14 protein-coding genes and 2 pseudogenes are annotated in these 19,264 nt (G+C 54.1%); 7 read left to right on the forward strand and 9 right to left on the reverse strand.

Going from position 1 to position 19,264, the window contains the following annotated elements:
- Nucleotides 1-8 precede the first annotated feature (8 nt).
- From abgT to LJA86_RS05485, 3 genes are read right to left on the reverse strand one after another with little or no spacing between them, the layout of a single operon-like run.
- On the reverse strand, nt 9-1,535 hold the full coding sequence (gene abgT, locus LJA86_RS05475; RefSeq protein WP_045910351.1) for a p-aminobenzoyl-glutamate transporter: 1,527 nt from the start codon (nt 1,533-1,535) through the stop codon (nt 9-11).
- 49 nt (nt 1,536-1,584) lie between these two features.
- A complete protein-coding gene (locus LJA86_RS05480; protein WP_229225752.1) occupies nt 1,585-3,030 on the reverse strand; it encodes a M20 family metallopeptidase in 1,446 nt (481 codons plus the stop codon).
- Nucleotides 3,030-4,340 carry a M20 family metallo-hydrolase gene (locus tag LJA86_RS05485; protein WP_229225753.1) on the reverse strand — a complete coding sequence of 437 codons (1,311 nt, stop codon included), beginning with the start codon at nt 4,338-4,340 and terminating at the stop codon, nt 3,030-3,032. Before LJA86_RS05485 ends, LJA86_RS05480 begins: the two co-directional genes overlap by 1 nt.
- Before the next feature lie 175 nt (nt 4,341-4,515).
- Between LJA86_RS05485 and LJA86_RS05490 the strand changes: the two genes are divergently transcribed.
- Both LJA86_RS05490 and smrA read left to right on the forward strand, forming a co-directional pair.
- On the forward strand, nt 4,516-5,427 hold the full coding sequence (locus LJA86_RS05490; RefSeq protein WP_023292606.1) for a LysR family transcriptional regulator: 912 nt from the start codon (nt 4,516-4,518) through the stop codon (nt 5,425-5,427).
- A 356-nt stretch (nt 5,428-5,783) separates the two neighbouring features.
- Nucleotides 5,784-6,347 carry a DNA endonuclease SmrA gene (gene smrA, locus LJA86_RS05495; protein ID WP_045910355.1) on the forward strand — a complete coding sequence of 188 codons (564 nt, stop codon included), beginning with the start codon at nt 5,784-5,786 and terminating at the stop codon, nt 6,345-6,347.
- Between the two features lie 27 nt (nt 6,348-6,374).
- Here the strand turns inward: smrA and tcp are convergent, their stop codons facing one another.
- Nucleotides 6,375-8,036, reverse strand: a complete 1,662-nt coding sequence (gene tcp / locus LJA86_RS05500; RefSeq protein ID WP_048030711.1) for a methyl-accepting chemotaxis citrate transducer — start codon at nt 8,034-8,036, stop codon at nt 6,375-6,377.
- 143 nt (nt 8,037-8,179) lie between these two features.
- On the opposite strand from tcp, the gene LJA86_RS05505 reads away from it, so the two are divergent.
- Nucleotides 8,180-9,046, forward strand: a complete 867-nt coding sequence (locus LJA86_RS05505; protein WP_039025407.1) for an aldo/keto reductase family oxidoreductase — start codon at nt 8,180-8,182, stop codon at nt 9,044-9,046.
- A gap of 309 nt (nt 9,047-9,355) precedes the next feature.
- Here the strand turns inward: LJA86_RS05505 and LJA86_RS05510 are convergent, their stop codons facing one another.
- On the reverse strand, nt 9,356-10,621 hold the full coding sequence (locus LJA86_RS05510; RefSeq protein ID WP_229226249.1) for a Y-family DNA polymerase: 1,266 nt from the start codon (nt 10,619-10,621) through the stop codon (nt 9,356-9,358).
- Nucleotides 10,622-10,623: 2 nt separating this feature from the next.
- Nucleotides 10,624-11,043, reverse strand: a complete 420-nt coding sequence (locus tag LJA86_RS05515; protein WP_229225754.1) for a translesion error-prone DNA polymerase V autoproteolytic subunit — start codon at nt 11,041-11,043, stop codon at nt 10,624-10,626.
- A 173-nt stretch (nt 11,044-11,216) separates the two neighbouring features.
- Between LJA86_RS05515 and LJA86_RS05520 the strand changes: the two are divergent.
- Nucleotides 11,217-11,413, forward strand: a pseudogene (locus LJA86_RS05520) (VapC toxin family PIN domain ribonuclease); the annotation flags it as partial.
- Between the two features lie 40 nt (nt 11,414-11,453).
- Here the strand turns inward: LJA86_RS05520 and LJA86_RS05525 are convergent.
- The gene (locus tag LJA86_RS05525) at nt 11,454-15,260 is read right to left on the reverse strand and encodes a pcar (protein WP_229225755.1); all 3,807 of its coding nucleotides are present in this window, start codon (nt 15,258-15,260) and stop codon (nt 11,454-11,456) included.
- A gap of 98 nt (nt 15,261-15,358) precedes the next feature.
- Here LJA86_RS05525 and LJA86_RS05530 point away from each other — a divergent pair.
- Nucleotides 15,359-15,625 (forward strand): annotated as a pseudogene (locus LJA86_RS05530) (DUF4113 domain-containing protein); the annotation flags it as partial.
- A 7-nt stretch (nt 15,626-15,632) separates the two neighbouring features.
- On the opposite strand, the gene LJA86_RS05535 reads toward LJA86_RS05530, so the two are convergent.
- The gene (locus LJA86_RS05535) at nt 15,633-16,529 is read right to left on the reverse strand and encodes a LysR family transcriptional regulator (RefSeq protein WP_048222843.1); all 897 of its coding nucleotides are present in this window, start codon (nt 16,527-16,529) and stop codon (nt 15,633-15,635) included.
- A gap of 97 nt (nt 16,530-16,626) precedes the next feature.
- Here LJA86_RS05535 and LJA86_RS05540 point away from each other — a divergent pair, with 97 nt between their 5' ends.
- The gene (locus LJA86_RS05540) at nt 16,627-17,682 is read left to right on the forward strand and encodes an SDR family oxidoreductase (protein ID WP_229225756.1); all 1,056 of its coding nucleotides are present in this window, start codon (nt 16,627-16,629) and stop codon (nt 17,680-17,682) included.
- A gap of 75 nt (nt 17,683-17,757) precedes the next feature.
- Complete coding sequence (locus LJA86_RS05545) at nt 17,758-18,204, forward strand: hypothetical protein (protein ID WP_229225757.1); 447 nt, start codon at nt 17,758-17,760, stop codon at nt 18,202-18,204.
- Nucleotides 18,205-18,270: 66 nt separating this feature from the next.
- Here LJA86_RS05545 and LJA86_RS05550 read toward each other — a convergent pair whose 3' ends face one another.
- Entirely contained in the window at nt 18,271-19,251 is a 981-nt protein-coding gene (locus tag LJA86_RS05550; protein ID WP_126288094.1) for an NAD(P)H-dependent flavin oxidoreductase, read from the reverse strand.
- Nucleotides 19,252-19,264: the final 13 nt, after the last annotated feature.

Raw genomic sequence — 19,264 nt, forward strand, 5'->3', positions numbered from 1 at the left:
TCATTCCTTTAGTTCAGCCTCGGGTAAATCCCCGGTCCAATCGGCAGGCCGACAAGATACCATGCCACCAGCATCACCAGCCATACCCCTAAAAAGATAAGCGGGTAGGGTAAAACCAGCGAATAGTAGGTACCCAGTTTGGCCTCGGGTTTATAGCGCTGGAGGAAGCCTAAAAACAGCGGAACAAACGGCGAAACCGGCGCCAGCGGAATGACCGAAGAGTCCGCGATGCGGAACAGGATCTGCGCGAAAGCCGGGTGGAACCCCAGCATCATAAACATCGGCACAAAGATCGGGGCCAGAATCGACCAGATGGCGGAGCCGCTGGCGATAAACATGCACAGCAGGGAGGAGAGCAGCGCCAGGCCGACAAACGCCGGTACGCCGCTTAACCCGGCCGCCTCCAGCGCGTCGGTCAGGCCCACGGCCATAAACTTGCCCATGTTGCTCCAGTTAAACATCGCCACAAACTGGGCCAGCGGGAACACCATCACGATAAAGCCCGCCATCTCTTTCATCGGCTCGATCATCAGCTGCGGCAGATCGCCCTGGCGGCGGATTTTACCGGTGGCGATACCGTAGGCGAGCGAGACGACAAAGAAAAACAGAATAATCAGCGGCACGATGCCCTGGATAAACGGCGAGGGCAGGACGGTATGTTTAACCGGATCGCGCAATATGCCGTTTTCCGGCACCACCATCAGCGCCACCGCGGCAATAAACGCCAGCGAGACAATCCCCGCCACGCGCAGGCCGAAGCGCTGCTCTTTGCTCAGCGTTTCCAGCTTTTCATCACTGCGGCCTTCCCATTTACCCAGTCGCGGCTCGACGATCTTATCGGTAATCAGCCCGCCGACAATCGTCAGGACAATCACCGAGCTTGCCATAAAGTACCAGTTGTCGATCACGCTGACGTGCATGGCCGCATCAATGGTTTTCGCCGCCTCCGTACTGATGCCCGAGAGCAACACGTCGGTGGTCACGATCAGCAGATTGGCGGTAAAGCCGCAGCCCACGCCTGCAATCGCGGACAGCAGCCCCGCCACGGGATGGCGCCCGACGGCGAGGAAGATCAGCGCCCCCATCGGCGGCATGATCACCAGCGCGGCGTCGGAGGAGATATGGCTGAAGAAGGCGATAAACAGCACCATGTAGCTCGCGTAGCGCGCGCTGACGTGAGAAGCCATCTTCACCATCAATGCGGGCAACAGGCCGACGCGTTCAGCCAGCCCGGCGCCCAGCACCAGCGCCAGAATGGCGCCGAGCGGGGCAAATCCGCTGAAGTTTTTAATCACGTTGGGTAAAAACCAGTGTAGCCCTTCAATGCTCAGCAGGTTTTTCACCGCCACCAGGCTCCCGTCGGCTGGGCTGCGCACGCTGACGTCAAAGGCGGAGAGCACGGCGGTGGCGACCATCAAAATCACAATCAAATAGATAAAAAGCAGGAAAGGGTGCGGCACTTTATTGCCGATCCTTTCAACCCAGCCATAGAGCTTACCGGATGGGGAATGCGAAGGTATGGATGACATACTCATGGGCGTTCCTCGGGACTGTTGTGTTGTTGTGTTGTTGTGTTGTGTTTTTTTATTTTAAAGGTGACGGTGTCACGCCTCCTGGGATCGGACACACGTACGGTTTTTCTTGTATTTGTTGTTCGAACTCTTCGCGGCATTTTTTCAGCAGCGCGGCGTCCTGCAGCAGATTGAGCGCGGTCGCGCCCATCACTTTCCCGGCCAGCAGCATGCCTTTGTGGGCAATAGAGGTTCGCCCCTGAGATACCAGTTGCCAGGTGTGCAGCGGCGTGCCGACGGTAAAGCAGGGGCTGAAGCACTGGGCGACCGGCATTTTCCAGCTGACGTCACCCACGTCGGTTGAACCTGCCAACACGTTGTCGGTGACGGCATAAGGCGCGACTTCATCCACCAGCAGCGTCGCCTGATGACGACGGGCAAACGCTTTACCCGCTTCGCCACCCGTGGCGGCAATATTTTTCAGGCTGTTTTGCAAATCGTTGGGCGTCAGCGTGGCGCGGATCTCGCGGGCAAACTCTCGCTCTTCGTCGGTCCACTCCGGCGTGCCGTAGTGCTGCAGGGCGCGATACATCGCCGCCTCAAGCGTGCGGTTCGGCAGATAGCTGGAGCAGGCTTTATCAAAGCGGCATTCGACGGTGGTTTCAGTCATCAACGCCGCGCCCTGGGCAATTTTCTCGATGCGCTCGTAGATTTGCTGCGCATCCGCCATCTCCGGGGCGCGGATCAGGTACAGCACCTCGGCCTGCGCCTGCACCACGTTGGGCGAAATCCCGCCGGTATCGGTAATGGCGTAATGGACGCGCGCTTTCTCGATAATGTGTTCGTTAAGGAAGTTGGTGCCGGTGGTCATCAGCGTCACGGCGTCCAGCGCGCTGCGTCCCAGGTGAGGGGAGTTGGCCGCGTGCGCCGCCACGCCGTGAAAACGCCAGGCGGCCTGAATATTCGCCAGCGTGCTGACGTTAAACATCCCGGCAAAGGCTTCCGGGTGCCAGGTGACGGCGGCATCGACGTCATCAAACAGCCCTTCGCGCACCATAAAGGTTTTCCCGGAGCCGCCTTCTTCACCGGGACAGCCGTAAAAACGCACCGTTCCGCTGCCGCCGTGCTGCTCCAGCCAGCTTTTCACCGCCACCGCGCCCGCAAGCGCCGCGGTGCCTAAGAGGTTATGTCCGCAGCCGTGGCCGTTAGCCCCCGGCGTGGCGGTTTGCGCGGTCGCGCAGTGTGCCTGCTGGCTTAACCCGGCCAGCGCGTCGTACTCGCCCAACAGGGCGATAACCGGTTTTCCGCTGCCGAAGCTGGCGATAAAGGCATTTGGAATACCGCCTGCCTCGCGGGTCAGCGTGAAGCCTTCGGCTTCCAGCTCGCTGGCCAGCCGTTCGGCGGACCAGAACTCTTCAAAGCGGGTTTCGGGGCGATCCCAGATCGCGTCGGCAATATCGGTTAACGTCCGACATCGCGTATCGATCGCATCGGCAATAAAAGCGTAGTTCTCCTGCATTACACACCTCGCGTCCACGGGAAATTCAGCGCAGTTCGCGCCAGCGTTTCGATGGCGACAGGCATCACCTGCTCATCGAAGTCGAATTTTTCGTTGTGATGTCCGGCGCTCAAATCCGTGCCAAACACCATATAGGACGCCATGCCGCCGTTCTGCTGCACGCGGGCCATCATCAGCGTGGCGTCTTCGGATCCGGCCGGGGCTTTCACCTTATCGATGGCGTGAACAACCCCGGAAACCTGGCTCGCCTGTTCGCGCAGATAATCAACCCAGGCCGGCGTCGGCGCGCTGGAGGTGGCTGCCCCCATCAGGCGCATCTCCGCGCTCACGCCGTAGAGCGCCGCCGCGCCGGTAATCACCGCCTGCGCGCGTTCAAAGACATACTGATTAATCGCTTCGCTTTCACCGCGGGTTTCAACCTTCATCAGCGCATTCGCGGGGACCACGTTGCGTCCGCTGCCCGCCTGCATCACGCCGACGTTTACCCGGGATGCGCCGTCGCTGTGCGGGGCGATGCTGTGCAGGGCGAGGGCGGCCTGCGCGGCGGCGAGCAGGGCGTTACGACCGTCCTCCGGTTTACCGCCCGCGTGTGCGGCCACGCCGGTGAAGCTCACGTCGAACTTGGTGGTAGCCATAAAGTTATCGCTGCCGCAGATTACCGTCCCGGCAGGTACGCCGGTGCCAATATGAATGGCCGTGAAATAGTCCACGTCATCCAGCGCCCCGGCGGCAACCATGGCGCGCGCGCCGCGCGTTCCTTCTTCGGCAGGCTGGAAGATCAGCTTGATGGTGCCGTTCAGCCGGGCTTCATTCTGCTTAAGCACCTGTGCCAGCCCCAGACCAATGGTGGTGTGGCCGTCGTGTGCGCAGGCGTGCATCATTCCCGGATTGCAGGAGGCAAACCCGTCGCGGAACGGGCGATGGCTGTCGTTGAGCGCTTCGCTTAAATCAAGGGCGTCCATGTCCACGCGAAACGCCAGGGTTGGGCCAGGGCGGCCGGTATTCAGGGTGGCAACAATGCCGGTAAAGCCGCCTTCAAACGGCGCCAGCCATTTCTCAGGCGCGCCTTGCGCGCGCGCGCGGGCAAATTCTCGCGCCAGGGTCGCGTCATCGGGCAGCCCCATCCGGCTTTCGGCATCGACGACGTCGCGCCCCATCGCCAGCGCGTAACCCAGCGAGTCCAGGGTCTCCGCGACTTTCGCGGCGGTACGAAACTCTACCCAGCCGGATTCCGCATAATGGTGAAAATCGCGACGCCACGCGCTCAGCTGCGGGGTTAACGTCTGGATGTACTGCGCCAGTGTGTCCATATCTGTTCCTGTCATCATTAAAATATGTGAACTGCTTCACGCTGTGATAGTTTTTACTTATCACTAACCGATATTTCACAGTTTTAACCGTTCAGGAATTACCCTCGCACATCCCTTTCCAGTAAAGTAGATGACAGTTTCTTTACTCTGATAAACAACGGTTATCGGTCGGGCTATGTCATTTCAGGTTAAATTCCATCATCTCCGGGCGTTTGTTGAAGTTGCTCGCCAGGGCAGCATTCGCGGTGCCAGCAGGACGCTGAATCTTTCCCAGCCGGCATTGACCAAATCCATCAAAGAGCTGGAGGAGGGCATGGCGGCGCAGCTTTTCGTGCGCAGGAGTAAGGGCGTCGCGTTGACCGAATGCGGCGAGGGCTTTTACCAGCGCGCCCGGCTAATTCTGGAAGAGCTGCGCGCGGCGCAGGATGATATTCGTCAGCGGCAGGGGGAACAGGCCGGGCAGATCAACATCGGGATGGGGGCCAGCGTTTCGCGCAGCCTGATGCCCGCCGTCATCACCCGCTTTCATGCCCAACATCCGCAGGTCAAAGTGCGGATAATGGAAGGACAGCTGGTGTCGATGATTAACGAATTACGGCAGGGCGAACTGGACTTCACCATCAACACCTATTATCAGGGACCTTACGACCAGGAATTTACGTTTGAAAAACTCTTCGAGAAGCCGTTTGCGGTATTTTGTCGCGAAGGGCATCCGGCAACAGGGGCAACGTCAATTAATGAACTTCTGCATTATAACTGGACAATGCCGACGCCGCGGGGAAGTTATTATAAGCAGTTAGAAGAGGTATTTAGCCATCGCTCGCAAATACCGCGAATTGGTGTGGTCTGCGAAACCTTTTCCTCCTGTATTAGTCTGGTTGCGCAAAGTGATTTTCTAAGCATATTGCCGCAGGAGCTAGGGTGTGACCCGCTGCTGGCGCACCGCCTGGTCATGCTGCCGGTTGTCGAATCGCTTCCGAAAGCAGCATATTATTTAATTCAGCGCCGCGATTCACGTCAGACGCCCCTGGCTGAATCATTAATTACACAGTTCAGGCGGGAAGCGAGGAAAATAATCGTGGCGTGAAAGTGAGATAATAAAAAAACAGGATCTGCCCGACATCAGACAGATCCTCCAGTACACACAGCAGTGCGTCCTTTCGCCAATCCTGAGTATTATATCCATGAAGCAGGTATATTTAGGTATAACACCTTTCCCGCAAAATGAAAGGATATTGAGTGTTTGATTTTACGAAAATTTAACACAAATCACTTATTTCATCTTTGCTGAAATTTTAGTTAAGTCATATTTAAGTTTATTTTATAAATACTATATATATTCATCAGGTTAATATTTGTTGCGCACGACGGCCTGTAACGGTGATTGAGGCCTGTCTCGGGCGCAGGTATAGTACCGTCCTCAGTTGTAGCCGGAGGATATCCATGAACCCTGACGACAAATCCTTTTTTCTTGACGCCATGGAAGATGTCCAGCCGCTGAAGCGTGGCCCGGATATTCACTGGCAGCCCAGCCGCAATACGCGGACGCGCCAGGAGGTGGATAGTGAACAGCTGGATAACTTCCTGACGCTGGATTTTCTTGACCTTCTTCCCCTGGAAGAACCGCTGGCGTTCCAGCGCGAAGGGGTGCAGCAGGGCGTTATCGATAAGCTGCGCTCGGGTAAATATGCCCGCCAGGCCAGCTTAAACCTCCTGCGTCAGCCCGCCGAACGCTGCCGTCAGATGCTCTATTCTTTTATCTGCCAGGCCAGACGTGACGGGTTACGTAACCTGATTATTATTCACGGGAAAGGGCGGGAGCAGAACTCACATCCTAATGTGGTGCGCAGCTATCTGGCGCGCTGGTTAACCGAGTTCGAGGATGTACAGGCCTTCTGCGTGGCGCTGCCGCATCACGGCGGCAGCGGGGCATGCTACGTTTCACTGCGTAAATCCGATGAAGCAAAGCAGGAGAACTGGGAGCGGCACGCCAAGCGCAGCCGCTAGCGGGCGATATTCTCGCCCGCCTGAAACTCAGAAGGTTTCCCAGTTGCTGTCGGTGGCGGCGTTTGCGGTTGCCGGGCGCAACAGCTGGGGCGTCTTCACGCTGGCCGGGCGCGGGGTGACCGCTTTTTCTTTTCCGTTGAGACGGAACGCGGCTACCGCCTGGCGCAGTTGTTCGGACTGATCCTCCAGCGCCGCTGCCGCCGTGGCGGACTCCTGCACCAGCGCGGCGTTTTGCTGCGTCACGCTGTCCATCTGCGAAACGGCCAGGCTCACCTGTTCAATGCCGCGGCTCTGCTCGTCAGAGGCAGAGGAAATCTCGCCCATGATATCGGTCACGCGGGTAACGGCGGCGACGATTTCCTTCATGGTGGTGCCGGCCTCGCTAACCTGCTCCGAACCGGTATTCACCCGGCTGACGGAGTTTTCGATAAGCCCTTTGATCTCTTTCGCCGCCTGCGCGCTGCGGCTCGCTAGCGTACGGACCTCGCCTGCGACAACCGCAAAGCCACGCCCCTGTTCCCCGGCGCGTGCCGCTTCCACCGCGGCGTTTAGCGCCAGAATGTTGGTCTGGAACGCAATGCTGTCGATCACGCTGGTAATATGCGCAATTTGCTGCGAACTGTCGGCGATTTCGTTCATGGTGCGAACCACGTTATCCACGACGTGACCGCCGCGCGCGGCCGTTTCAGAGGCGTTTTTCGCCAGCAGCGTGGCCTGACGGGCGTTATCGGAGTTCTGTTTAACCGTCGCGGTCAGCTCTTCCATGCTGGCGGCGGTCTCTTCGAGCGAGGCGGCCTGCTGCTCGGTGCGGGCGGAAAGATCGTTACTTCCTGCGGCAATTTCGCCTGCGCCGGTGTAGATGGAATCGGTGCTTCCGCGCACGGCGCTGACGGTGGTTACCAGCGACTGCTGCATCTCATGCAGGCCCGCGGCCAGTTGACCCATCTCATTGCGGCCCGAGATAGCGATATCCTGCGTCAGGTCGCCCCCTGCAATGGCGCGAATATGGTTCATAATGGAGTGGAGTGGTTTTAACAGCAGGTGCTGTAAACCCTGCCAGATGACCACCAGAACCGCGATAACGGCCAGCAGAATTGCCGCCAGCGTCCACTGCATCTGCGTAAAGCTGCTCTGGTTCTCTTCGGTTGCGGCCTTCAGCAGGGTGTTGTTTTCGGCGCGCCAGCGGTTATAGACCGCTTCCATATCGTCCTGCGCCTGCTGCGCGTCCAGATCGCCATAGGCCTGATAGTTATCGGCGCGCAGATACTCAATCGATAAACGCATGACTTCGTGCATCTGGTTCCAGGATTTCTGCATCTCGTCGGTCAATGCCGCCTCCTGGCCCTTAACCTGCGGCAGTTTCTGCCACTCTTTGTTATAGGCTTCGGCTTTTGCCAGCGAGTCGCTTGCGGTGCCCAGCAGTTTATTGATCGCCGCAAGGGAAGCCGGGTCACGCTGGTTTTTCAGGTAGCGGATCGCCACGCGGGTGACGGTGACGCGCGTTTTCACCAGCGTGTTCACGCTGTCGCTCAGGCTTTCCTGCTGGGCGTTGAGCACGCCGGAGTTCTGGAAGTTATGGCGATCGTTGCTGACGGCAGAGTAGAACAACCCTCCCGTGACAACTTGCAGCAGACAGAATATGGTGAGGGCAAAGATAATACCGGTAATCACGTGCAGATTTTTCAGCATAGCGGTCGTCCGTTAGAGAAGATGCAGGGTTACTTCATTACTATCGTCGTAGAGAATGTAAACTTTAATTAACTCGCGCTTAACTAAAGGCTCCCAGAGGGAACCTGTTGTAAATCCGGATCATTTTTATGAGGAAGGTCAACATGAGCAGCATTGATAAAAGCGGGACATACGCGCTTGGGACGCGGACGGTGAAACGGTTGGGCTACGGCGCGATGCAGCTGGCCGGGCCGGGCGTCTTTGGGCCGCCGAAGGATAAGCAGGCCGCGCTGGACGTGTTACGCGAGGCCGTGGCGGCGGGGGTGAACCACATTGATACCAGTGATTTTTATGGCCCTCATGTCACCAACCAGCTGATCCGCGAGGCGCTTCATCCTTATCGGGACGATCTGACGATCGTCACCAAGATTGGTGCCCGTCGCAACGACAAAGGCGCCTGGCTGCCGGCCTTTTCCGCGCAGGAGCTGACGCAGGCGGTGCATGACAACCTGCGTAATCTGCAGCTGGACGTGCTGGACGTGGTGAACCTGCGGATCATGTTTAGCGCGCACGGGCCAGCGGAAGGGTCGATTGCTGAACCGCTCTCCACCCTGGCAGAATTACAGCAGCAGGGGCTGGTGCGGCATATTGGCCTGAGCAACGTCACGGCCACCCAGGTCGCGGAAGCGCAGAAGATGGTGCCGGTGGTGTGCGTGCAGAACATGTACAACATTGTGAACCGGGGCGATGATGCGCTGGTGGATCTGCTCGCGCAGCAGGGGATTGCGTATGTGCCGTTCTTCCCACTGGGCGGCTTTACGCCGCTGCAATCGTCCGGGCTGAAGGCTGTGGCGGATTCACTGGGCGTCACGGCAATGCAGGTTGCGCTGGCATGGCTGCTGCAGCGTTCCCCGAATATTCTGCTGATCCCGGGCACCTCTTCCGTGGCGCATCTGCGGCAAAACCTCGCGGCGGGGGAACTGCAGCTGCCGCCTGACGCACTGGAAACATTGAATACGCTGATGGACTGATCGTCACAGGCGCAAAGCCCGACATGCGCTTCCGGGCTTTGCGCGTTTTAAATCTTCTGACACTTCAACGCGTTAATGCTGTATATGTATACACAGTGTGTGTTTTGTGTGCATCGACCATCGACGTTACGCCTGCATGAGCCTAGAATGTACTGTGCAATGTATTGATATCCATACGGATTGTAGGCCTGGTAAGCGTAGCGTCACCCGGCAAGAAAGGCCGCTACATTACTCATGGCGGGATTTGTCATCCATCTCAGTATCTGGCGGGAAAGGCATTGTGGACACTCTCTTTTCTTATCATCCAAACTACTTAACAGTGGGTAGATCAGCAAATCGTGTTGTGTATCGAGGTGAGAGCATTTCCCGTTTCATCTGCCATTGTTGCTGGATACCTTGTCCCGCGAAGTAGAGCGTTCCACGGCCATTTTCAGCGTTCAGATGATCTAATACATCCATTAACTTTTGGCTATTTTTCCTTGGTGTATTGTCGTCAAACAGATTAAATTGTGCGACGCCTTGGCTATAAAAATCGCCCAGCATGACGCCCGCTTTCTGATACCGGTGCCCGTTTCTCCAGATAACATCCAGACAGCGTATGGCCGCCTCGATGATATCTCTGCTGTCTTGGGTCGGTGTGAGCAGTTTTACCGAAGCGCTATTACCATAATACGGTTCGTCAGGCGCGAAGGGGGAGGTTTTAACAAATGCTGATATAAATCGGCAGTACTGGTGCTGATTACGCAATTTCTCTGCGGCCCGGGTCGCATAGCTACAGATTGCCTGACGCATCTCTTCATATCCGGTGATGCGCCCGCCGAACGAACGAGAACAGATGATTTCCTGCTTTACCGGTGTAAATTCTTCCAGCTCAAGGCACGGTTCTCCCCGCAATTCGCGGACCGTTCTCTCCAGCACAACATTAAAATGCTTTCTGATGAACCGAATATCGGAGTCCGCCAGCTGCAATACCGTTTTGATACCCATAGCTTCAAGATTTTTTGTAATCCGTCGGCCCACTCCCCAGACCTCGTCGACCGGCAGGACTGCCATCAGTTTTCTCTGGCGGTCCTTATTTGACAAATCAACGACGCCTCCCGTCTGCCGCTGCCATCGCTTTGCCGCATGATTTGCCAGTTTGGCCAGGGTTTTTGTCTGTGCAATACCGACGCCTACTGTCAGATGCGTACGTTGTAGTACAGTTTCTCTAATTTCACGTCCAAACTCCGAAAGATCGCGACAGTTTTGAACACCGGTTAGGTCACAAAATAGTTCGTCAATTGAGTATATTTCACAGCGAGGAGACATCTCTTCCAGCGTGGTCATCACCCGGTTGGACATATCGGCGTAGAGTTCATAGTTGCTGCTGAAGCACACCACACCGTGCCGCCTGAAGAGATCCTTTTGTTTAAAATAGGGCTCGCCCATTTTTACAAAGGGTTTTGCTTCTATAGAACGAGCAATAACGCAGCCATCGTTATTTGACAAAACGACCACGGGTCGGCCCTTTAGGTCCGGGCGAAAAACGGTTTCGCAGGAAGCATAGAAAGAGTTCACATCACATAGTGCAAACATGGTCATCTCGCTGATTTCACGATATAGGTTACTACACCGAAAACCTCAAGATTGTCTTCGCTCCCGATCAGTATGGGCTTGTAAGCGGGATTTTCAGGCTTGAGCATAACAATAGGGTGCAACTGCAGGCGTTTAACGGTGAACTCACCGTCAACGGTAGCAATGATAATGCTGCCATGTTCGGCCTTCCGGGAGCTGTCTACAACCAGCAAATCGCCTTCGCCAATTCCGGCTTCAATCATTGAGTCGCCGCTAGATTTGACGAAATAGGTCGCACTTGGGTGCTGGACCATAAGTTCGTTCAGGTCGATACGACGCTCAACATAGTCCTGTGCAGGACTAGGAAAACCGCAAGGAACAAGGTCATTGAACATGGGAAAAGCCATTATCTGGCGTAGCTCGGTAGGCGTGAAAAACTGCATGATGATCACCGTTAATGATTACTGTGTTTATATACAGTATTGTAGGGCGGTAGCAAAGATCAAGGGGAACGATGATGCTTAACCAGCTTGATCGAGTTTTAATAAAAAGCGGATCGTCGATCCGGAGGCCACCTTATGGGATCTGTACCGGCGTATCATTCTTGGACAGACCTTCGGCTCTGCTCTGGGACGGCGCTGCGGTGGATGCGACATAGAGACCATGGCAGCCTTGGCCATGGCCGGGACGCCGATTAGCCCGAACGACGTGGCGATTACCGGACAAGCCATCGCCGCCGTGTTGGTGACCAATAATGTGAGAGATTTTGAGCGGGTACCTGGTCTGATACTTGAAGACCGGATGCTAATGTAGTCAGGCCACCATCCGGTGGCCTGACAGTCATTCAGCGATGTTACACATATTCCTTTTCATCGTTACTGAACGGCTCTATACGAATACGTGTATTCCCATGCGTGAGTTTCGGCGGCCTGATAAATCCACTTTTTCCCAGCTGGACGGCAAGTTGCCACATGGCTTCAGTCCAAGGAATGCTACGGTAACTCCTCTCTGTGAGGAAAGAAGCATAATCCTGATGCCCGAACGTCATTAGCACTAGTCTGATGAACTTGCGCGCCCCCCCGTCATTTTTAAGGCACTGCATCAGCAGTGCCTGCTTCTGCCGATCATCGGTCAGTTTCGTGGAGAACCTGATCAGGGCTTGCTGGCTGAGAAGTGGTCCCTCAGAGAGCAGGGCTTCATCTTTTTTCCAGAGCCAGTTCAGGATACTGATACAGACTTCGTCTGCAATCTTACCGCCATTCAGAATTAAACGGGTAATTCCCCGATCAAACTGGTCATCAGCATACAAAACAAGCTCGTAATTCTCACTCACTAATTCAGGACGGGCACAGATCAGCGCGTAAAGTAGTGGTGTAAGTTTGTCACCTTCTTCGTATAGTGCCTGATAAAGTTGTTCAAACACAGTTCTGGTTGGTGCCAGCCATTGCTGCCCGATCAGTATTTCCGCATTATTCAGCGGAATATTCTCAGGAACGGTAACGAGATTTATTTTTAAAGCTTCTATAACGGAAGCTAGAGCTTCTTTACTGATATGCGAAGACGAAATAACTTTGTTGATTAACTGCGAGAAAACAGGAACAGACAAACATACTAACCCGGCATTCAATTTGCTGTGATTTTTATTGAGCCATTCACAAAGAATGACATCAGATACTTTAGTGTCGACATCAAGCAAGGAAGCGATATTGTTCCATGATGGAACGATGCGATTATTTTCAACCAAGAGCGAGTGCAGGTTATGAACATGGCTGATATTTGTGCTGTCGTTATTTTCCTTGTTCAAGATAACCGTTATATCTTCCAGCGCAAACTGCATCCTTGTTATCAGGTATTGTGAATCATCCCAGTCAATCGATGTCGAATTAAGGACTTCAGGAATAAGTTCATTTTCTTCTGAATGAATAAAGATTTCACGAACAAACAATGGCAGATGTTCATAAACATATGCTTCAACATCAGAAATACGAAGCGACCTTATCGTTGCCATCGGTTTCTTACGGAAGATTTCAATGCCGTTTTCTACATCATGTGTAAGTGATAAACAGAGATTTTGCAGGTTGAATGTGGAATAGAACCACAATCTTTCCTGTGCCACCGACTGCAGGGTTTTCTTTCCGGAGGTGCTCTGAACCAGAGGAATATGAGTCAGACGACAGCCTGAATTACGCAGATTTTCACAGAAAAACTGTTCACAACTTTCCGGCAAGGACGTGATGAGATTGAATTGCGAATCGATGAGCAGCTGCAATTCCTTCCGATGTCCTTCCGAAACTGAGTTCCAGGGCAGCGCTGGTAAGGACAATAATAACGGGAGCAGAGTATGTTCAGCAGCGGTATCATTCAGGCGCCGGACCTGATGGATAAATGTGGGCAGGTGAGCATTTCCCGCAACCATTAACTGAATGTAAGTCCGCCGCACGGCAGTTTCCCAGTTGGGGAAGGTCTGACTGGTCAGTCGTACCATACGCTCTTCTGCCCCTGCTTCCACCTGCATTCCCATGATTGTTTTCAGCGAAACCGTGTCATTGTACATAAGATACTTTAATACCTGTGAATGCCATGCATTGTCATGCATAAGCATGCCCAGTCCGCGTAATTTTGCCACGGTGTTAGCAACACTGCTGAGGGGCATTCCTGCCGTTTCATCAGGCGTTCTTCCCGCCGTCACAGCCCGGATAAAGTTATTGTCATCCGTACTCAGGCTACCCGGTATAAACACTGAGCGGTAGGCCATATAGTCAGTCGAAAGGTAACCATGGGATAACAGAAAATAAAGGAAATCGATTTGTCCTGCGTTATCAGGCAATGCCGTATTGCCGTCTTGATCAGATGAAATACATTCCTTGGCCCACAGCCCAAAATCTGTTCTTCCCATTTTGTTGATGAAAAATGCAAGAGGATATGAGAAGGCATTTTGAATCTCATAACTGACAGTTTTGATTTTTTCCTCTAAACGAGCGAGCCCCCCATCTATTTTTTTTCGGAGAATCGTTTTTCTCTCTTCATATTGTTTCTTTAAATTATCGATGGTTGTTTTGTCAATTGTTGCAATATCTTGATTATAGCGTCTTGTTCTGAAATGAACAGAGGTACCGCTCAGCATAGTATAGAAAGCATTTTCATCGTCGGTGACCATTTCCAGTTGATACTGGGCACCATTTTCGGCCAGTATGTACAAAGCAGGTGCTGTTTTTTCATTAATATAAGCGTGCAGAATTTCCCTTCTTACTTCAGGTTCCTGTAATGCTTTTTCATTATGTAAAACGTCAAGTTCATGCTGATACTTTATCATCCTTGCGTTAAGTTCAGTACAATACGTTTCTCTTAATTTTCCTGATGTGTATTCGGCAACGATGGAGTACAGTAAACCGTTTTTCTGGTCTATCCTGTGATAATCTTCAGCGCAAAGATTTTTATAGGCCAGAAGTGCAATCAGTCGCTTAAGATCTTCTCCGTTATTCACGATATTCCTGTAAAGACGGAATTCATTGGCAATATTGTGCATCACGCGCATGTCAGGAATAAAAAGTGCCAGTCTAGCAAGGCAGTCTCTGAATCCCTCTTCCTGCAGTTCATCTGATGTAAACTTCTCAAAAAAATGTTCGGATGCGTTTTCCGTATCCATTACTGGGATCACTGGCATGACAAAATCAAAAAATTTTGTTCGGGATTCTGGCGTGCTGAAAAGATTATCTCTTACCGCATAAATAAATCTCACCGGCCTGTCAGCGGGGAGACAATTATTGATAAGCTGGTTTATTTCACGAAGTTTGATAAAGATGGCTCCGTCGTTATGACGGTCAAGATCTTCAAATATGACCACATTGTATTGCGTCTGTTCGAAGAAGTAGACAATTTCATCAATGTACACATTGAGAAGAGAGGGGGTTGTGGCGCGGGTAGAAATCGCCCCTTTCAGGACATCAACTTTATCAATACTGACGCGGCGGTCAAAAATCCCTGTACGGTGCAGTTTTTTTAGAGCAAAGAATAAGGCAGAAAAAAGAAACATCCCAGCGCCACCAACCCTGATGAGTACAGGCAAAGCCAGGATAAACTGACTCAGGTCTTTCGGAAAAGACAGCTTCGCACGGATGTAATCAGGAAAAAGAAAAAGCAGGCCCGTGGCCGTCAACGCCAGAATGAGCAACAAGCTGGCGGCCATCATGGCTATCTGACGCGCGCTGACGTCGGAAATACGCTCCAGACGGGAATAGGGCAACACACTTTTTTTCTCTTTATAGAGCAGCTGTTGCAGGATGCTGTACTCAATTGTTTTCTCTTCAGCTTTAGCCGTTTTTTTATCAGCTGTATCTCCGTTGCCCTTGCCATCCCCCGCCCCGGCATCCGCTGATGATGCCTGCTGCATTTCAAAATCAGCCAGAGAAACGGTCATAATCCGGAAGTTATTATTTTCCGCTTTCTCCCACGTCAGTAATACCGAGCTTTTACCTGCCCCATAGGGGCCAGTAACGGCAATATTTCTGATATCAGGACGAGAACAGGCAAAATTAAGGGCTTCGATATAGCTTTGCGCCTTTTCGTCCTTAATGACCGAAGGCGTCAGCGGTTCATAGGCGATACGTATCTGTTCGTCCTGATCATCGTCAGCACTGAATACCGGCATCAGTGCTTCCATTCGGGATGGTCCTCTCATGCAGTTCACCCAACATTGTTTGTTTAACAGGCATTATATCGCCTGAAAACAGAAAAGATAACAAAGGATAAGTTCTACGATGGCTCGACGGGTATCGCTATATGAAGGCCGGGGTCATGCTGGCGGACTTTTTCAGCAGCGGTGTCGCTCAGCTTAATCTGTTTGACGACAATCGCCTGCGCGCCAACAGCGCGGCGCTGATGGAGATGATCGACAGCGTCAATCACTCCGGCAAAGGGAAGATATGGTTCGCCGGGCAGGGGATTGAGAAACCGTGGGCGATGAAGCGAGAGATGTTGTCACCGGCCTATACGACGCGGTACGCGGATTTACCGGTGGCGAGGTAAAAGGCGGTTATTTTGTGGCGTTGTGGGTCGCGATCTCAGGCAGTAATTGCTCAATCACGCTGACGACCTTTCTGACGCGCTGCGGAATAAAGCGGGCATCAGGATAAACGGCATAGAGGAAGCGATCGGGTAACCGCCAGTCGGGCAGCACCGGTACCAGCGTGCCCGCCTGCAGAGCCCTGGCCACGAGCGGTCGCTGCATGCCGCCGATACCGATGCCTGACTCCAGCGCCTGCAGCAGCGCCTCACTGGTGTTGGCACGGAAAACGGTATTCACGTTGACCTCGACCGTTTCCTCGTCAGACATCAGGCGCAGGGGAGCATCCGGCGGAATGCCGCTGAACCGTACGTGTGGCAGCGTCGCCAGTTCGCTGACCGCGTGTACCGCCTGAAAACCGGGAGCGGCAAACAGTGCAGCTTCAATACGCCCCAGCACGCGAGCCGCGTGCGCCTGCGGAGGCTCGCTGCTCAGCCGTATCGCGACATCCACGCCCTCCGCCACCAGATCGGCAAGGCGGTCATCCAGAGAAAGCATCAGCTGCAGTTCGGGATGCAGGCGCTGTAGCGCCAGCAGATGCGGCAAAATGATCTGCCCCAGGCCGCTCGGCAACTGGACATGGACGCGTCCCTGAACGCTATGATCGACAGGATGTAAACGCCTCTCCGCTTCCCCCATGGCGTCCAGCACGAGCTGCATATCACGCCGGTAGCGTTCCCCTTGTTCGGTCAGCTTCATCGTACGCGTCGTACGGTGCAGCAGTACCACACCCAGCGATTCCTCAAGCGCCGCGATCTGTTGACTGACGGCGGACTGCTTAATACCGGTCTGACGGGCAGCCGCTGAAAACGAGCCCGCTTCAGCGACGCGCAGAAAAGTAGAAATGGCATTGAGCTTATTATTCATTTAATGATTTTGCTTATAAGTGCCATCGGTTTCATGGGATATCTCCAGAAAAAATAATATATCACACTGCGTCTGTCACCCTTTCCGGAGAAATACCATGAATAATAGGCAGCAACACAACGTCGCCCTGGTCGCGGGCGCCAGCGGCATTGTCGGCAGACAGATGGTCAACACGCTCCTGCACCATCAGTGGCAGGTGATCGGCCTTAGCCGCCATGCCGGGTCGCATCCTGACGGCATTCCGATGGTCAAGATCGATTTGCTGGATGAAAAGGACAGCGCCCGGGCGCTGTGCTCCCTGGACGGTGCCACCCATCTCTTTTACAGCGCCTGGGCGAACGCGGCGAACTGGGAAGACATGGTTGAGCCGAACGTCACCATGCTGCGTAATCTGGTCAGCATCCTCGAAAAAACGGCACCTTTGCAGACGGTAAGCCTGATGCAGGGGTACAAGGTCTACGGCGCGCATCTGGGGCCGTTTAAAACCCCGGCGCGCGAAAGCGATCCCGGCGTACCGGGTGCCGAATTTAACGCCGCGCAGCTTGCGTGGCTCAGCCAGTTTCAGCGGGGGAAAGGTTGGCACTGGAATGCCATCAGGCCGGGCGTGGTAGGGAGTGCGGTACCGGGCAATGCCATGAACCTTGCGCTGAGCATTGCCCTGTACGCCTCCCTGTGCAAGGCGCTGGGTTTACCGTTGCGTTTTCCCGGTTCGGAACAGACCTGGCACAGTATCGTTGACCATACCGACGCCGGGCTGCTGGCCGAGGCAACGCTGTGGGCCGCCGCGTCACCTGCGGCACAGAATCAGGCGTTCAACGTGAATAATGGTGATATCTGGCGCTGGAGCGAGCTCTGGCCGCGCATCGCACGCTGGTTTGACCTGGACTCTGCACCGCCGGTGAGGCTGTCATTTCAACAGCTGTTTACGGACTATCGCGGCGTATGGTGCGAGCTTGCCGGAGAGCGGCTGGTGGAAGCGGATATTCTGCAGTTGAGCGACGGGCGGTTTGCCGATTTTGTCTTTAGCTGGAACTACGACATGTTTGGTGACGGGAGCAAGCTGCGCAGGGCGGGCTTTACGCAAATGCAGGCGACGGATGAGATGTTTTTCCACCGGTTCGCGCAGTTGAGAGCCGCGCGGATTATTCCCTGACCGTAAGGGTTGTTGTCATCAACGATCGGCGCGTTATACTCACGCGTTAAAATAAATGTATTGTGGGGCAGGGATATGCACGAAAGTCTAAAAATGATATCAGTCGCTCTGCCCCTCATTGCGCTTCTCATTCTGTTAAGCTTTTTGGTCAGACGCATTCGCCAGGCAAAACGCATCATTTCAGACCGTAACGGGATGAAAAAGATCTCTGCCAGTCCCTCAATATTTGGCGGGAATGGAGGTAAAACCTGGTTTTATGATGACCAGTTTTTATATGAAGTTAAAAACAACGCCACCCGTAAAATTGCGCTGGCTAACATCATTAAAATCAGACCGGGGAATACAGAGATAAACAGCAGACGGGTCTGGATTGTTATTTACCGCGACGGTGTTAATGAAAAGCAGGTGCAGTTTTATAACAATCTTACACTCTGGAATCATAACTTCACGGCTTTTCTGGCAGCGGTAAAACGTGCCAATCCTGACGCTGTCATTAAAGAACGCGCAATCCTCAATCTATGAAAAAGAACCGCAGACGCTTTGCGGACGCCGCACGCGGGCAGCGTCCATAGTACCAGGGTTAAGGGCTTACTCAACCGTTAATGCATCGACAACCTCGGCCACGGTTCTCACGCTGCGGATATTCCCGATCCCCGTGCCGAGCGCGATATAGCCTTCATCGGTGTTACCTTCCAGCATGCCCAGGCGCAGACCCCGTAATCCGCCCATCGCCTTGCCCAGCGCTTCGTTGCTTGCGCCCGCTTTATCCATCGCCGCCAGTTTTTCCGCCAGCTTGCCGGGAAGAGAACGATAGTAGTGGGGGACGGTGCGGAAAAGCAGCAGGTCCAGGCCGTTGGCGGCAACAATTTTCTCTTTGACCCCCTGCGGCACGCGGCTTTCTTCGGTACTGATAAACACCGAACCGGCAAACACGCCTTCCGCCCCCAATGCATGCGCCGCTCTGGCGGTGCGATTATCGGTAATACCGCCCGCGGCCATCACCGGGACGTGCTTCACGGCGTCGGCAATCAGCGGCACGATGGAAAAGGTACCCAGCGCCGTCGCGGGTAGCGTCCCACCCTCGTCAAAACCGGTGGCGACGATGATGTCTGCCCCCATCTCTTCAGCCAGAAGGGTGTTTTCCGGCGTGGGATTGATGTCGCGGTAGATAATGGCAATACCCGCCTCTTTTAACTCACTAAACAGCGCGGGAATAATGCTGCCTTCCCCGTAGCCCGTGTACACCACGGCCCTGACGCCTTCCTCTTTTACCACCTTAAGAATTGGCCCGGTCCAGACGTCATTAACGGCGGTGGGGATCAGGTTGACGCCGAAGGGTTTTTCGGTCAGCCGTTTGGTTTTACGAATTTCTTCCCGCATTTTTTCGGCGGTTGCTTCCGGCGTGGAGACCGCGGTATCGGCGGTTAACCCTGCGTTGGGACCCAGCACGCCGAGTCCTCCGGCATTGCTGACCGCGGCCACTAAACGGGCATCAGTAAGCCAGGATAACGGTCCCTGAATAACGGGCTTTTCGATACCCAGGATCTGACAGATACGGTTATTTTTCATAGCAGACTCTCCC

Source organism: Enterobacter sp. TCD1-1 (assembly GCF_020567405.1).
In the GTDB taxonomy this organism is placed as follows: domain Bacteria; phylum Pseudomonadota; class Gammaproteobacteria; order Enterobacterales; family Enterobacteriaceae; genus Enterobacter; species Enterobacter quasiroggenkampii.

Bases quoted from the DNA above. Each gene is read 5' to 3' on its own strand.
- abgT (WP_045910351.1), bottom strand. From the start codon at position 1,535: ATGAGTATGTCATCCATACCTTCGCATTCCCCATCCGGTAAGCTCTAT.
- LJA86_RS05480 (WP_229225752.1), bottom strand. From the start codon at position 3,030: ATGCAGGAGAACTACGCTTTTATTGCCGATGCGATCGATACGCGATGT.
- LJA86_RS05485 (WP_229225753.1), bottom strand. From the start codon at position 4,340: ATGGACACACTGGCGCAGTACATCCAGACGTTAACCCCGCAGCTGAGC.
- LJA86_RS05490 (WP_023292606.1), top strand. From the start codon at position 4,516: ATGTCATTTCAGGTTAAATTCCATCATCTCCGGGCGTTTGTTGAAGTT.
- smrA (WP_045910355.1), top strand. From the start codon at position 5,784: ATGAACCCTGACGACAAATCCTTTTTTCTTGACGCCATGGAAGATGTC.
- tcp (WP_048030711.1), bottom strand. From the start codon at position 8,036: ATGCTGAAAAATCTGCACGTGATTACCGGTATTATCTTTGCCCTCACC.
- LJA86_RS05505 (WP_039025407.1), top strand. From the start codon at position 8,180: ATGAGCAGCATTGATAAAAGCGGGACATACGCGCTTGGGACGCGGACG.
- LJA86_RS05510 (WP_229226249.1), bottom strand. From the start codon at position 10,621: ATGTTTGCACTATGTGATGTGAACTCTTTCTATGCTTCCTGCGAAACC.
- LJA86_RS05515 (WP_229225754.1), bottom strand. From the start codon at position 11,043: ATGCAGTTTTTCACGCCTACCGAGCTACGCCAGATAATGGCTTTTCCC.
- LJA86_RS05525 (WP_229225755.1), bottom strand. From the start codon at position 15,260: ATGGAAGCACTGATGCCGGTATTCAGTGCTGACGATGATCAGGACGAA.
- LJA86_RS05535 (WP_048222843.1), bottom strand. From the start codon at position 16,529: ATGAATAATAAGCTCAATGCCATTTCTACTTTTCTGCGCGTCGCTGAA.
- LJA86_RS05540 (WP_229225756.1), top strand. From the start codon at position 16,627: ATGAATAATAGGCAGCAACACAACGTCGCCCTGGTCGCGGGCGCCAGC.
- LJA86_RS05545 (WP_229225757.1), top strand. From the start codon at position 17,758: ATGCACGAAAGTCTAAAAATGATATCAGTCGCTCTGCCCCTCATTGCG.
- LJA86_RS05550 (WP_126288094.1), bottom strand. From the start codon at position 19,251: ATGAAAAATAACCGTATCTGTCAGATCCTGGGTATCGAAAAGCCCGTT.